Below are 13,395 nucleotides of genomic sequence, written 5' to 3' on the forward strand. Positions count from 1 at the left end.
TAATTGTAGTATAAAATTGTAGCATCTATCAAAAGTTCAGGTAGAGTTTCAAAACGATGATAGCGGCAATTTCCTTTCTAAAAAGAAATCCAATGGCGTTGAGTTTCCCGGATTTGATGTTCGCCCATCCGGGATAAAGTCGCAATGAATTAAAAATTATTGAGGGGCACCGATTAATTGATCGATAATCTGTTGCAAACTGTGTTCATTGTCATAGTGAATAACTAATGAACCTTTACCCGCTTTTCCGGGCTTGAGTTTAATTGCAGTCTGTAAATGTTGAGAAAGATTTTTTAATTGCTCGTGGTAAATGTGTGAAAGATCACTATAAAGCTGTTGATCTTTGGTTTTACCTAATTTGATTCGTTCGACCAACTTCTCCGTTTCACGTACAGATAAGTTTTTGGCAATAATAAGCTGAGCCACCTGGTTTTGTTGTTCTTCTTCTAACATGAGTAAGGCGCGTGCATGTCCCATATCAATATCGCCATGTTCTAAAAGCTTTTTAACTCCTGCTGACAAAGCCAATAATCGCAAAAAGTTGCTTACAGCAGCTCTGGATTTACATAAAAGATCAGCCACTTGTTGATGCGTCAAGGAAAACTCGTGAGTAAGTCTATGCATGGCACGAGCTTGATCCATCGCATTTAGATCTTCACGCTGTAAATTTTCCACTAAGGCCATAGCCATCGCTGTTTCATCATCAACCTGCTTCAAAATAACTGGAACTTCAGTCAGGCCTGCTAATTGGCTGGCACGCCAACGACGTTCCCCGGCAATAATTTCATAACGCCCATCACTTAGTTCGCGAACCAGAAGAGGTTGGAGTAAGCCTTGTTTTTTAATTGATTGGGCTAGTTCCATGAGTGGAGCTTCTTCCATCTCGCCACGGGGTTGATATTTACCCGGCTGCAGGCAGTCTACTGCGAGCTTGAGACTTTCAGCTGGCGGTTTCTCATTTAAAAGAGTGCTACTTGATTGGCTTAATAACGCGGATAAGTTACGCCCTAAACTACTACGTTTTGCTGTCATAAATTACCCCATTCATCCTGCTACAGTCTGTTTATTAATCAACTCGGAAGCGAGTACCATGTAGGCTGCTGCACCTGGTGATGTTTTATCATAATGTAAAGCTGGCAATCCGTGGCTTGGTGCTTCAGCAAGTCTAACATTACGCGGTATTACGGTTCTGTAGACCTTACTTGGAAAGTGTTCTATTAGTTGTTTTGATACCTCAGAACACAATCGGTTACGAGCATCGTACATGGTTCGTAACAGACCCTCAAGATGTAAACGAGGATTTACTGAGGCTTTGACCTGTTCAATAGTCGACAGCAGAGCAGCTAACCCTTCTAGTGCGTAATATTCGCATTGCATAGGAATAAGCACAGAATCCGCAGCAACAAAAGCATTTATAGTTAGCGTATTCAAAGCGGGTGGGCAATCAATCAGAATAAAATCATAATTGTTTTGAATAGGCTGGAGTGCTTTAAATAAAAATGTTTCACGATGATTGCGCTCCATTAGACTTACTTCAGCCACCGTTAAATCATCATTGCCTGGAAGTAAATCATAACCACTGGTTGTGGCAAGGCATGCTTGTTCTGCAAGACAATCATGGAGTAATACATCATTAGTTGTATGAACCAATTGGCTTTTATCGACGCCGCTACCCATAGTGGCATTGCCTTGAGGATCCAAGTCAATTAGTAAAACCTGTTGTCGATTCGCTGCTAAAGAAGCAGCTAAATTAATCGCTGTAGTGGTTTTGCCTACTCCACCTTTTTGATTGGCAATGGCTATAACTTTTGCCATGATTTATTCCTTGATTAAACTCGAATAAGCAGTAAACATCCAGGATCTGATTAACGTGCACCTGATTGGCTAAACGATGATTTCGCTCAAGTCAGAACAATTAAACAGCTGTTGTTAACTACTTTTTCTTGGTTGATTTTCAATAATGACGCAACAACGCTCGCCTTCAATACCTGAAACCTTATAATGTTCTATCGAGCAGTGCTGCTTTATCTCATTTAATTCTGTATCAGGATCACGTCCTTTCATTGCCAACCAAATTCCATCATCGGCAATAAGGTGTTGCGTCCACTGAACCATTTGTACCAGACTACTAAAAGCGCGACTTACTACTGTATCAAAACCTTGAGTTGGGTGGTAGTTTTCGACTCTAAATTGTACAATTTCAACATTTTTTAAGTCGAGTTGTCGCTTAACTTCATTCAAGAATCGAGTTTTTTTACCATTTGAGTCTAATAAAACAAAGTTAAAATCAGGCCGAGCTAAAGCAAGAGGGATACCCGGTAAACCGGCTCCTGTTCCTACATCTATAATTTGTTTGCCTCTAAGCCAAGGCAAAATAGCCAGGCTATCTAATATATGCTTACTCACCATAGACTCAAGGTCACGGATTGCAGTGAGATTATAAGCTAAATTCCACTTGTTAAGTAAGAATAAGTAATCCACCAAAGGTGCACTAAGTGCATCCAGCTCAAATTGTTGCAAACCTTCTTTAAGTTGCGATTGTATTTGCTCTATTTGTTCCTTCATACCTCAATTCGCTGTTTTTTCAAATGCACCAAAAGTAGGGACAAGGCGGCAGGAGTTACACCTGAAATCCGGCCAGCTTGGGCTAAAGTAGCGGGTCTTATCTTGGTTAACTTCTGAATTACTTCATTAGATAATCCTGTGACCTTGCTATAATCCAGAGATTCGGGAAGGACCGTGTTTTCTTGTTTACGCATTTTTTCAATATCTTGTTGTTGCCTATCGATATAGCCTGCATATTTGTTTTGAATTTCTATTTGTTCGCTAACTTCGGGTAGCAGTTCGGGTAAATTCAAATCTTCGAGCATGAGTAAATGCTGATAATTAATCTCTGGACGTTTCAAGAACTCTGAGGCTCTATTATCATGTTGCATGGGATTGAGTAACACATCTTTTAAAATCTCATTATGCCCTACACGAACCCACGTTTGGTGCAGCAACGATTGCGTGGACGCTATTGCTTCACTTTTGGTAGTAAAATGTTGCCAACGTTCATCACCCACTACGCCTAATTCGCGGCCTTTAGCAGTTAAGCGTAAATCTGCATTATCTTCACGTAAAAGCAGCCGATATTCAGCACGCGAAGTGAACATTCTATAAGGTTCTTGAGTGCCGCACGTAATTAGATCATCGATTAATACACCTATATAAGCTTCATCACGCCGTGGGCACCAAAGTTCTTTATCTTGTACTTGCAGCGCTGCATTCATTCCTGCGATGATTCCTTGGGCAGCCGCCTCTTCATAGCCGGTGGTCCCATTAATTTGTCCTGCAAAAAATAAGTTGGGGATGGGTTTGGTTTGCAAAAATGAAGTTAATCCACGAGGATCAAAGTAATCGTATTCTATAGCATAGCCTGGCCGGGTAATATGAGCATTTTCAAAACCTTTGATCGTACGAACAAACTGCACTTGTACTTCAAAAGGAAGGCTTGTAGAAATACCATTAGGATAGATTTCTTCAGTGGTTAATCCCTCGGGTTCAACAAAGATTTGGTGAGATAATTTATCAGCAAAACGAACAATTTTATCCTCTATAGAGGGACAATAACGCGGTCCTACGCCTTCAATAACCCCAGCATACATAGGTGATTGGTGCAAATTATTACGAATAATTTCATGTGTTGCTTCAGTTGTATGGGTAATATGACACGGGACTTGTAGCGGATGATCGCTCACATGACCTAAATAGGAAAAAACAGGGGTCGGTGTATCGCCTGGTTGCACCGTCATTTGACAGTAATCTAAGGAGCGACGATCGATTCGTGGAGGGGTGCCTGTCTTTAGACGGCCAACGGGCAAATCAAGATCACGTAAGCTTTTGGCTAGGGCTACTGAAGGTGGATCTCCTGCACGACCTCCGGCATATTGATTCATACCTACATGAATTTTTCCGCCCAAAAATGTACCCACTGTCAGTACTATTGCACGTGCTCGCAAGACCAGGCCCATTTGAGTTACTACAGCAGTTACGCGTTCTCCTTCAATCAATAAATCGTCCACAGCCTGTTGAAAGAGGGTCAGATTGGGTTGTGTTTGTAATTGCTCTCTAATGGCTTGGCGATAGAGCACACGGTCCGTTTGCGCACGTGTAGCGCGGACTGCGGGACCTTTGGAGGCGTTAAGCGTGCGAAATTGAATGCCAGCTTTATCTGCAGCTTTTGCCATAGCTCCATCCAAGGCATCAATTTCTTTCACCAAATGGCCTTTTCCTATCCCACCTATAGCAGGATTACATGACATTTGACCGAGCAAATCCATGTTATGAGTAAGTAATAACGTTTGCGCTCCCATCCGGGCTGCCGCTAAAGCAGCTTCTGTGCCTGCATGTCCGCCACCTACTACAATAACATCATATAATTTTTCAAGATTCATGACTGATCAATATTTGTATAACAAAAAGAGGAATTATACACTTTTTTGTGCATTGTCCCAATATTAAAGAATTAGATGCGATTGGCCTTGGTTCATGCATCAGTTTATTCACGAATAGTTCATCATTATCAAGCTCATATAATCGCATAAGTTTACAAATTTATTCATTGTGGAGATTTAATGCATAAGTTTTGGTCCATTTTAGTCCTAAAAATTTGTTAATTGATCAAAAAATGATCTATTATCATAATAATTATACTTCTTGTGGTTTATCTTATGTGGCGCGATGTCCCGAGTCTCAAAGATTGGGAAAAATTATGTGAAACTAGCGGATTAACTCCAGCTGAGGTGAATACCAGTCTTGTAGCTATTACTCAATTATTACAAGAATATCATTCCATTCCAAAAACAAAAATAGAGTTCTTTGATAAAAGAATGGAATTACTTTCTCAGATAAATGAGATGAGCACTCAATTAATGAATCTACCCAAAGCAGTAGAACCATTGCGTATTATTCAAAAACTGGCGGAAAATAAAACAATCTATCTAGAGAAATTAAAAAATCATTATAAAGAGGCTAAACCGCGTCATCTATCCAAAAATGCGATGTTGGAAACAATTAAGGAACGCGAAAAAACACATGGAGAAAACCCTTTATTAAGTCTTTTTGGTTCAACTTTGATTGAGCGCTTAGATCCAGCTCATCGAACAATTGAATTTAATTATAGTGATATTGAAAAAGGTTTAAACCGTGCCGAATATCCGATGAATACTGCATTTTATGAATGGGCTAGAGAAACAGATCCACCTCCCTTTTTTTTGTGGTTAGAGGAGCATCCCTTAACAACCGCATTAGAAGGTATAAGTGACAATTGGCGAGAGTCTTATAAAACAAAGATAACTTCCGTAGATTACGAATTACGAGATAAAGTCCAAGTCCAGATAGAGGATGAAAAATTAAAAATTATTCCCAAAGATTCCTTAGCGGAATGGCCTACACTAAACACAATCCGATTAAAAAACATTTCTTATAAAAGAGGCATGGCATTTGGCGGTGCGGCTTTTGTTTGGGATAAATATAATGACAATTTATTCCATGTCCATCCCCATAAGGCTGGAATTTACCATCACTCGTCACTTTTTAATGGCCGTAAGGTTCGTTGTGCCGGAATGTGGTTGGTTAAAGATGGGATGGTGGCGATGATTAGTAACAGCAGTGGCCACTATAAACCGGATTCATTGCATTTTTATCAATTAATTCGTTTTCTTCATGATAAAGGTGTTGTTAATAATCTTACCCAAGTAGCCGATTTCTTGCGGCCTCTGCCTTATACAGAAGGAACACGGGTACCTAGTAATTTTATTCCTTTGGAGGAGTATTTTGCTTGGGCTGAGGAACAACCTTTCGTGCAAAAATACTTGAAAGGGGAACACTTAAAACCCCTCTCTCTCTATAAGGAAGTGGATGCAGGAATGAAGATGTCAAAGCAAAATTAATTTTTAGCAAAAATATCGATGACCGATTTTCTAATTTAGAACGGGAAAGACTTCTCGAACTTGTTTTGACGCAACCCCACTTTGTTCATATTTAAATCATAATAAGTTGTTATACTATGCATAGAGAGATAATTTTTATGAGGAAAGCCATGTTTTTCGATGAAAATGAAATTGAGCTCGAAGATTTTTCGATAACGCATTTAAGAAAAAGATTAAAATTCATGAAAGGGAAAAAAGCGCCTCAAAAATCAATTGTCCAATCTATATGGAAAACGCTTCCATTATTTAACAGTTTTATGGACTCTGTAGAGGAAGCTGGGAGTGCCATTACAAGTATGGTCCAAATTAAAGGCCATTTAACCCATGCTTCAGATGCAGCAGGTAATGCTTTCCTAATCATTAGAATAGTGAATGCTGCCTTTGATTTTATCCGGATTCCAGCTATTTATATTGCAGCCTATATAGCGAATCAAGAATCACCGATAACCTTGTCACGTAATGCCCGGTTTTTATATTCGGCAGTACTTTTAGGTCTTGCAATAACTGCAATTGCCTTTCCCCCATCAGCTCCTATTATTGCTTTAATTATTTCAATCGCTGCCCTGGGTTTAAGTGTGATCACGCTTGCCAAGCTTTATTATAAACGGTACGAGATACAAGATAAGTTAGCACAAATAGAAAAAGATATTGATAATAAAAAAAGTCATATAGCTCACTTAATTGATGACTTAGAGCAATTAGAAGCTGAAGAAAAAAAGGCAAAAATTGCCGGACAAAGAGAGAACATTAAACTCATAGAAGATAACTACAAAACGAAACGACATGAAATAAAGGAACAATTAGACGAGTTACAAAAATTATATGATGATCAGGAGTTGGGCAAAGGAAAATTAGCAAAGCTGGGTTCTCAAGCTACTTGGGATAAAACAGCCGGGGTGGCCTTCACTTCACTGGCATTAATTGGTGCCATAGTCAGTTTGGTATTCCCTCCTGCAGGATTTCCAATTTTTGCTGTCGCCATGTCTTTGGCGGCGATTTATATTGTTGGACGAATTACTTATCCTTTATTTAAGTTCCTTGCGGGAAAAATGGTTAATAGCCGTAACAAAATGCCAGAAGTCACTAAAAAAGACAGTGATGATAAAGAAGTAGAAGACGATTTGCTTGAAACTTCGTCTATGAAGGTGCAGCAGGATATGGATAAAATAAGAAAAGATGCAAAACGATTAGAACAAATTGTCGCTGATTTTCCAATTATTGGGACACCCAAAAAATCTGAAGTAAAGCCTAAATCATCTACTTTAGAAATTAGCACCGCTAAAAAGAAAAAGATTGATGAGGAGCTTCAAGAAGATGATGAACATCCATCAATGCAGTAAAAAGCATTGTTCTTTTTAACTCGATTAGATATCACCTAATCGCTGCCTTATGATCAACGCCTGGGGTTCGCAAAAAATTCCAGGTTTTTTTATTTTCATTTTTTGGACTTTGGCTTTGCCTACTAATAAAATCATAATCGATTCATTGGCGGTAGGGCATCTTCAGGTTCTTTTTTATTCCGATTATGTTTTTTTAGTTGCTCAACACTGCGCCACAATTCCTCGCCTCGCCACAAGGTTTTTTCTTTGTTTTTATATAAAACTTGGGAAAGAATTTGCACTTGTTTTCTGAAGGTTGCGTCGGTCGTGAGACGTGTTAAATCAGTTAAATTTAATATAGGTGCATCGGGCCAGTAAAGATTGGCCCACTTTAATAAGGCATCGCGTGCTTTTTGTGGATTGGCTTGCCTACACGCTTTATGGAGATTATTTAAAGCAGTTTTGTATTGACCACTCCCAGTATTTTTATGGCGTCTTTGCCATCCCCATAATGCTAAAGTAACGAGCCACGCCAAACCAAAAAGTGCTGCTACTATCCAAGCCCAATTAAATTTTGTTGAGGAAGTGATAGATTCGCTCACTGTCTTGGTGGATTGAGTGACAGGTTGGTTTTTAGGGATAAGAGGTTGAGTTATATTTGTTGTGTTTGAAGGAGTAACTTCGAAGGTTTTTGCCGGTAAAGTGGCAATTTCTTCTTTTCCAGTTTCGGTATTGAACCAAGGGAGTTTTAATTCTGGAATCGTTATCTTTCCTGCTTTATTAAATAAATAGGTGACTTTAATCTCTGTGCGACCAATCAATTCACCGTAGGTAACCCGGTTTTTATCGTTCCCCTTCTCCGGATAAACATTCACTCCATCGGTTTCTGGAAAATTGAGCGAAGGTAAAAGTTGAGCAGGGATTCCAACCCCTTCAAGAGTAACGGTACGAATTAAGGTGTTGCCTTGAGCTATGGTTTTCTCTGCGTTTTCATATTGTTCCATTAACTTAACTTGTTTGGCTGGCAACCATGTTTTACCTGAAAACTCTTTAGGGATGGGTTGTACGTCAATGGCAATGGTTTTGTCCTGAGCTTTTACGCGTTCGGGATTAAAATCATAAATTAATGCAGTAAATACGGGGGATTTAATTTTTAAAGTGCCACTCTTTTGTGGAAAAATAGCATAATTTTGCTCCTCAACCAGATAAGTCACATTATTTTTTTGAATCTGAGATCGTTTTTCCTCACCTAAAGGAATAAGCAGAGCATTTTCTACTTGGGGGCCTTGATAATTTGCATCTAATAGATGCTTTGAATTGTATAAAGTAACTTTATAAATAATTTGCTGATTCAAATAGGGTTTTTTATGGTCTACCTCAGTGGTTAAATAAAGATTCTGATTGTTGTGACCAGCAGAATCGTCTCTAGGTGTATTTTGCGATGCACTCCCCGTGGTGACTTCAATGGTCATAGGTTTTGTATAGTCCTTGCCAATTCTTATTGCCGGAATTGTTAGCTTACCTTCTTTTTGGGGCTTTAAAGTTATAGTCCATTCACTAGAGGATTGGGCCTGACCATTAATAATCGAATAATTCATCCGACGTTCGGTGCCCACAATCATAAAATTCTTTTGAAGTGGGGTCAGGTCCGGGATGCCTCCATTTTGTAAATCATCTTGAGTTAGAATTAATCTGAATGAATCATCAATGCTTATTTGGGAAGGATCAACTTGCACCTGTACTTCAGCATTGACTAATGCACTGAATAAACAAAAGAACCCAATAATTATTATTTTCTTCATTGATACCACCCGCGTTCTCTTCTTAAATGGTCACGTAAAAATTTTTCTCGCATCAATCCGCCAGGATCATCAGGAATCAAACGCAACCATTGTTCTTTAGCTTGTTGTTTTTCTCGTTCTGTTTCAGATTGTGCTTCACTATTTTGTTGCTCTTTGTTTTGCTGATCTTTGTTTTGCTGCTCTTTGTTTTGCTGCTCTTTGTTTTGTTGATCTTTGTTTTGCTGCTCTTTGTTTTGCTGCTCTTTGTTTTGCTGATCTTTGTTTTGCTGATCTTTGTTTTGTTGATCTTTGTTTTGCTGCTCTTTGTTTTGCTGCTCTTTATTTTGCTGCTCTTTGTTTTGCTGATCTTTGTTTTGCTGCTCTTTGTTTTGCTGCTCTTTGTTTTGCTGATCTTTGTTTTGTTGATCTTTGTTTTGCTGATCTTTGTTTTGCTGCTCTTTATTTTGCTGCTCTTTGTTTTGTTGATCTTGATTTTGTTGATCTTTGTTTTGTTGATCTTTGTTTTGTTTTTTTTCTTTATCTTTTTTCAAAAGGTCTTCAACCAACTTTTTATTATAAATGGCATCTTGATTTGCTGCATTGATTGCTAACGCCTTATCATAGGCTTTTATTGCTTCTTCATATTGTCCCATATGGGCCAAAGCGTTGCCTTGATTATAATATCCTTGTTCATTGTTTAAATCTTGATACAGCTCGGCTGCTTTTTGATAATCGCCTGCACGATATGCTGCAGCCGCGGTCCAATCACTGCGTGTAAATGTTTCCTTAGCTTGTTTAAATTGATTTTTTTTCATCAACTCTCGACCTTGTTGATCCGGTGTGGACCATAAGTCTTGCCAACTAAAGGCATGGGTAGCATATGACAAAAATGAAATGAATAAAAAAATAAAGAAACGGATCATACAGCTACCCTCTGTATCCAACCACGTCGAAACACAGGCAAGAGTAACAGCATCGCTGGTATTAAAAACCAACGCCCTTCATCACGCCAAAGAGGAACATCTTTTTCTTCACTAAGAGCAAACTCATTAGTATTACTGGATTTCAGCCATTGATCCAAATCGCTTGAATCGGATGCATATTTGACTAGTTGTCCACTACCTGCATCGGCAAATTGCTGAAAAAGTGGATTTAAATTCTTATCCGCTTTGACGGGCATAATAGATGAATAAATTCCTGATTCAGCTAATTTTCCGGCTAAGGCTATTGAGGCACCGGAAGGTGCATCTGCTGTTAACACCAAAATTTGTCCTTGGTTGTAACCCGCTTGTTTGATGAGCTTACTGGCTTCATTCAAGGCGCTATCAAGGTTTTGTCCAGTTACTGGCAAAATATCTGGAGTTAATGAAGAAAGTAAGGATGAAATAGTATGCCCATCATCAGTCAGCGGAGAGACAACAAAGGGTTCACTGGTAAAGACCACAAGCCCAAATTGACCTACATCTTTGTGGGCAAATAAATCATGCAATTTAAATTTAGCACGACTCAGACGATTAGGTGTTAAGTCATTAGCCATCATATTATCAGACATATCTAAAACCAGGACTCTTGGCTGTATTGGTTTATAGGTTGCTACCGGCAATCTATACCAAGCAGGACCGGCAATACTAAAAATCATAAACAAAATACTTAAAAACAAACAGAGCATGGAACCCATACGTTGTCCTTGTCCTTTTTTTTGCAGAAGATGACTCAACAAATGTTGATCGCATACTTCCGACCAAGCATGGAGTTTTGGTTTTTGCCGCCATAAAATCCAAATCAATCCCAGCAGAGGTAAAATCATTAACAGCCACCAAGGTCTTAAAAAATGAAACGTTGCAATCATGACTTTAAAGCCTCCCGATCGGTCATTGTAGCTCGTATGCTTAAGCTCAAATCTGCTTTTCTCAGTAGCCAAGAGAAACAAAGTAATAACGCGAGGCCGACAAACCAAGGATAATATTCTTTTTGGGGACGAACTGTGGCTTGTTCCTGATTGATAGTTTCCAACTGATTAATTGTTTTATAAATTGAATTTAATGTTTCCGTATCGGTAGCACGAAAATACCGGCCGTCAGTCATGTCGGCCATTTTTTTTAAGGTTTCTTCATCGAGATCTGCGGAGGCATTTTGCATCATAAAGTCACCAATAATGGCTCTTGAATCTGCTTCAGACCCTAAGCCTATTGTATAGATTTTGATGCCCTCTTCTTTAGCCAATTCAGCCGCTTTTAAAGGAGCAAGTACACCAGAATTGTTTGCTCCGTCCGTCAATAAAATAAGGATCCTTCCCTTTTTGGGAACATTATTGAACCGTTTTACAGCAAGACCCACGGCGTCACCAATAGATGTTGTTTTACCTGCAAGCCCTGCAGTAGCATCTTCAAGCCGTAAGAGAATGGTATGTCGATCATAAGTAAGAGGTGTTTGTAAATAAGCTCGGGTCCCAAAGAGGATTAAACCAATTTTATCACCCGTACGGTCTTGTACAAATTGTTCAGCAGCACTTTTTACAACACTTAAACGACTCACTGGACGTCCGCGTAAGAGCATATCGGGAATTTCCATACTTCCAGACAAATCTAAAGCCATCATAATGTTAAAACCCTCACGTGAGATAGGTTTGGGAGCACCAATCCAGCGAGGACCTGCTAAAGCAACCACCAATAATAACCATATTATCGCGGGGGTGAGCAATAAATATTGAGCCGAAACAGAACGTTTTTCTAGATCTGCAATGCGAACCATGTCAGCAAAGAAAGGTACCTTCAATGCCGTAGGCAATTGTACTTTGGCTCTTGGCATTAAAAACCAGAAGATCAAAGGTAAAGGTATGACGATTAAAACCCAAGGGTTAGCTAATTCGAACATGGCACTCCCCTTTGTTTAATCCAAAGCTGTGCTGCATTGAATAATGGTTTAAGATCCATAATTTCTTGTGTTTTAAAAGGAGCATCAAGGAGTAAATCCTTTACCAAATAGAAATCAACATCTTTGCTCGTTTCATTTAAAAATTTAAGCCATTCTTCTCCATGTAAACTAGCTACTTGTTCTCTTGGATAATAGACCAGGGCGACGCGGCGTAGTAATTGTGAAATATGGGCACTGGTCTCGGCTCCATTTTGTTCCTGATCATATTGATGCTGATAGTTATTTAATAAAAGCAAAGCTTGTTTTTTAGCGAGAGCATTAAGATGTTTTTTATATATAACGTAAGCGAGGATCATTGCTAAAAATAAACTCAACCCAATCAAAATATACCACCCAGGAGCCATAGGCCACCAACCTATTGGAGGAGGGAGATGAATATCTTTTAATTGCGCCAGAGGATCGTTATTAACCACGGGACCTCCTGGGAAATGTTTGCCGTACGAGGGGAGCCAAATCAATATCGGATGTAACCTGTACATACTGAATATGTAAGCGTCGCAATTGAGTTTGCAAGTGCTCTATACGTTGCTGACAATACTGTTCATATGCGGTACTCACCGAGCGCAAGCTCGTATCAAGGATGAGCTCTTGTCGCCCATTGGTTATGGCATATTGCTGGGGTTTGGGTGGAGAAAGCTCAACTTGGTCACAAATATGATAGGCCAGGATGTCATTATGGTAACGTAATCGATTCAGATGTTTTTCGCACTCACGGTCCATAGAATAGAAATCACTGATCAAAACCAGGATACTACCCGGTCTCACCACCCGATGTAAGCGAACCAATGCATCGCTAAGCTGTCTGGGTTGGGCTTCACGTTGTTCTTCCGTCTGATCGGTATATTGACTTAGGGATGCTAATAAGGGCAGTACGCCCATATCCCTACTGCGAGGGGTAAATTCACTGTGATCCGTAGCTGAGAAAAATACGCCTCCTACTCTATCGCCTTCTTTGATGACGGTCCAAGCAAGAAGTGCTGCCAGTCGGGCAGCAATAACGGATTTAAATGCGATGCGCGTACCAAAAATCATAGAAGGATTAAAATCCGCGAGAATCACCACCGGTCTTTCTCGTTCTTCCTGATAAATTTTAATGTGAGGTTTACCCGTGCGTGCAGTAACGCGCCATTCCATATGACGTATTTCATCGCCTGCCTGATAATTTCTTACTTCGGCGAAATCCATGCCGCGGCCACGTAATTTGGATAAATGATTTCCTGATTGTATCGCTTTACCTTCAGGTCGATAATGCATGGATTGGACATATCGTCTTAAGCCAATTAATTCATTTAATTCTGCAATAACGCCATTAGCCATAAAAACCTCGTCTATCTCATATGTCGCTTTAGATGGGGACTGAACTCATCCGATTCAAGGCTATTATTTGTT

12 protein-coding genes are annotated in these 13,395 nt (G+C 39.5%); 2 read left to right on the plus strand and 10 right to left on the minus strand.

Translation table 11 applies throughout. The annotated features are described in order from the left end of the window. Positions 1-156: 156 nt before the first annotated feature. From ACWTE2_RS07910 to mnmG, 4 genes are all read right to left on the minus strand, one after another. Positions 157-1,032, minus strand: a complete 876-nt coding sequence (locus tag ACWTE2_RS07910; protein ID WP_454784903.1) for a ParB/RepB/Spo0J family partition protein — start codon at positions 1,030-1,032, stop codon at positions 157-159. 12 nt (positions 1,033-1,044) lie between these two features. Beyond that, entirely contained in the window at positions 1,045-1,815 is a 771-nt protein-coding gene (locus ACWTE2_RS07915) for a ParA family protein (RefSeq protein ID WP_182392216.1), read from the minus strand. A 114-nt stretch (positions 1,816-1,929) separates the two neighbouring features. Beyond that, positions 1,930-2,565: a 16S rRNA (guanine(527)-N(7))-methyltransferase RsmG gene (rsmG, locus tag ACWTE2_RS07920; protein WP_454784904.1), complete on the minus strand. Its 636-nt coding sequence runs from the start codon at positions 2,563-2,565 to the stop codon at positions 1,930-1,932. Beyond that, positions 2,562-4,436, minus strand: a complete 1,875-nt coding sequence (gene mnmG / locus ACWTE2_RS07925; protein WP_454784905.1) for a tRNA uridine-5-carboxymethylaminomethyl(34) synthesis enzyme MnmG — start codon at positions 4,434-4,436, stop codon at positions 2,562-2,564. Before mnmG ends, rsmG begins: the two co-directional genes overlap by 4 nt. Positions 4,437-4,712: 276 nt before the next feature. Here mnmG and ACWTE2_RS07930 point away from each other — a divergent pair, with 276 nt between their 5' ends. Then, a complete protein-coding gene (locus tag ACWTE2_RS07930) occupies positions 4,713-5,933 on the plus strand; it encodes a hypothetical protein (RefSeq protein ID WP_454784906.1) in 1,221 nt (406 codons plus the stop codon). A gap of 149 nt (positions 5,934-6,082) precedes the next feature. Continuing rightward, entirely contained in the window at positions 6,083-7,312 is a 1,230-nt protein-coding gene (locus tag ACWTE2_RS07935; protein WP_454784907.1) for a hypothetical protein, read from the plus strand. 131 nt (positions 7,313-7,443) lie between these two features. On the opposite strand, the gene ACWTE2_RS07940 is transcribed toward ACWTE2_RS07935, so the two are convergent. From ACWTE2_RS07940 to ACWTE2_RS07965, 6 genes are read right to left on the minus strand one after another with little or no spacing between them, the layout of a single operon-like run. After that, positions 7,444-9,093 carry a protein BatD gene (locus ACWTE2_RS07940; RefSeq protein ID WP_454784908.1) on the minus strand — a complete coding sequence of 550 codons (1,650 nt, stop codon included), beginning with the start codon at positions 9,091-9,093 and terminating at the stop codon, positions 7,444-7,446. Then, positions 9,090-9,995 carry a tetratricopeptide repeat protein gene (locus ACWTE2_RS07945; protein WP_454784909.1) on the minus strand — a complete coding sequence of 302 codons (906 nt, stop codon included), beginning with the start codon at positions 9,993-9,995 and terminating at the stop codon, positions 9,090-9,092. Before ACWTE2_RS07945 ends, ACWTE2_RS07940 begins: the two co-directional genes overlap by 4 nt. Then, the gene (locus tag ACWTE2_RS07950; protein ID WP_454784910.1) at positions 9,992-10,921 is read right to left on the minus strand and encodes a vWA domain-containing protein; all 930 of its coding nucleotides are present in this window, start codon (positions 10,919-10,921) and stop codon (positions 9,992-9,994) included. Before ACWTE2_RS07950 ends, ACWTE2_RS07945 begins: the two co-directional genes overlap by 4 nt. Then, the gene (locus tag ACWTE2_RS07955) at positions 10,918-11,946 is read right to left on the minus strand and encodes a VWA domain-containing protein (RefSeq protein ID WP_454784911.1); all 1,029 of its coding nucleotides are present in this window, start codon (positions 11,944-11,946) and stop codon (positions 10,918-10,920) included. The genes ACWTE2_RS07950 and ACWTE2_RS07955 overlap by 4 nt, the downstream gene beginning before the upstream one ends. Beyond that, complete coding sequence (locus ACWTE2_RS07960; RefSeq protein WP_454784912.1) at positions 11,934-12,419, minus strand: DUF4381 domain-containing protein; 486 nt, start codon at positions 12,417-12,419, stop codon at positions 11,934-11,936. Before ACWTE2_RS07960 ends, ACWTE2_RS07955 begins: the two co-directional genes overlap by 13 nt. Then, complete coding sequence (locus ACWTE2_RS07965; protein WP_182392226.1) at positions 12,412-13,323, minus strand: DUF58 domain-containing protein; 912 nt, start codon at positions 13,321-13,323, stop codon at positions 12,412-12,414. The genes ACWTE2_RS07960 and ACWTE2_RS07965 overlap by 8 nt, the downstream gene beginning before the upstream one ends. Positions 13,324-13,395 lie beyond the last annotated feature (72 nt).

Source organism: Legionella nigrisilvae, from assembly GCF_977063395.2.

Bases quoted from the DNA above. Each gene is read 5' to 3' on its own strand.
- ACWTE2_RS07910 (WP_454784903.1), bottom strand. From the start codon at position 1,032: ATGACAGCAAAACGTAGTAGTTTAGGGCGTAACTTATCCGCGTTATTA.
- ACWTE2_RS07915 (WP_182392216.1), bottom strand. From the start codon at position 1,815: ATGGCAAAAGTTATAGCCATTGCCAATCAAAAAGGTGGAGTAGGCAAA.
- rsmG (WP_454784904.1), bottom strand. From the start codon at position 2,565: ATGAAGGAACAAATAGAGCAAATACAATCGCAACTTAAAGAAGGTTTG.
- mnmG (WP_454784905.1), bottom strand. From the start codon at position 4,436: ATGAATCTTGAAAAATTATATGATGTTATTGTAGTAGGTGGCGGACAT.
- ACWTE2_RS07930 (WP_454784906.1), top strand. From the start codon at position 4,713: ATGTGGCGCGATGTCCCGAGTCTCAAAGATTGGGAAAAATTATGTGAA.
- ACWTE2_RS07935 (WP_454784907.1), top strand. From the start codon at position 6,083: ATGTTTTTCGATGAAAATGAAATTGAGCTCGAAGATTTTTCGATAACG.
- ACWTE2_RS07940 (WP_454784908.1), bottom strand. From the start codon at position 9,093: ATGAAGAAAATAATAATTATTGGGTTCTTTTGTTTATTCAGTGCATTA.
- ACWTE2_RS07945 (WP_454784909.1), bottom strand. From the start codon at position 9,995: ATGATCCGTTTCTTTATTTTTTTATTCATTTCATTTTTGTCATATGCT.
- ACWTE2_RS07950 (WP_454784910.1), bottom strand. From the start codon at position 10,921: ATGATTGCAACGTTTCATTTTTTAAGACCTTGGTGGCTGTTAATGATT.
- ACWTE2_RS07955 (WP_454784911.1), bottom strand. From the start codon at position 11,946: ATGTTCGAATTAGCTAACCCTTGGGTTTTAATCGTCATACCTTTACCT.
- ACWTE2_RS07965 (WP_182392226.1), bottom strand. From the start codon at position 13,323: ATGGCTAATGGCGTTATTGCAGAATTAAATGAATTAATTGGCTTAAGA.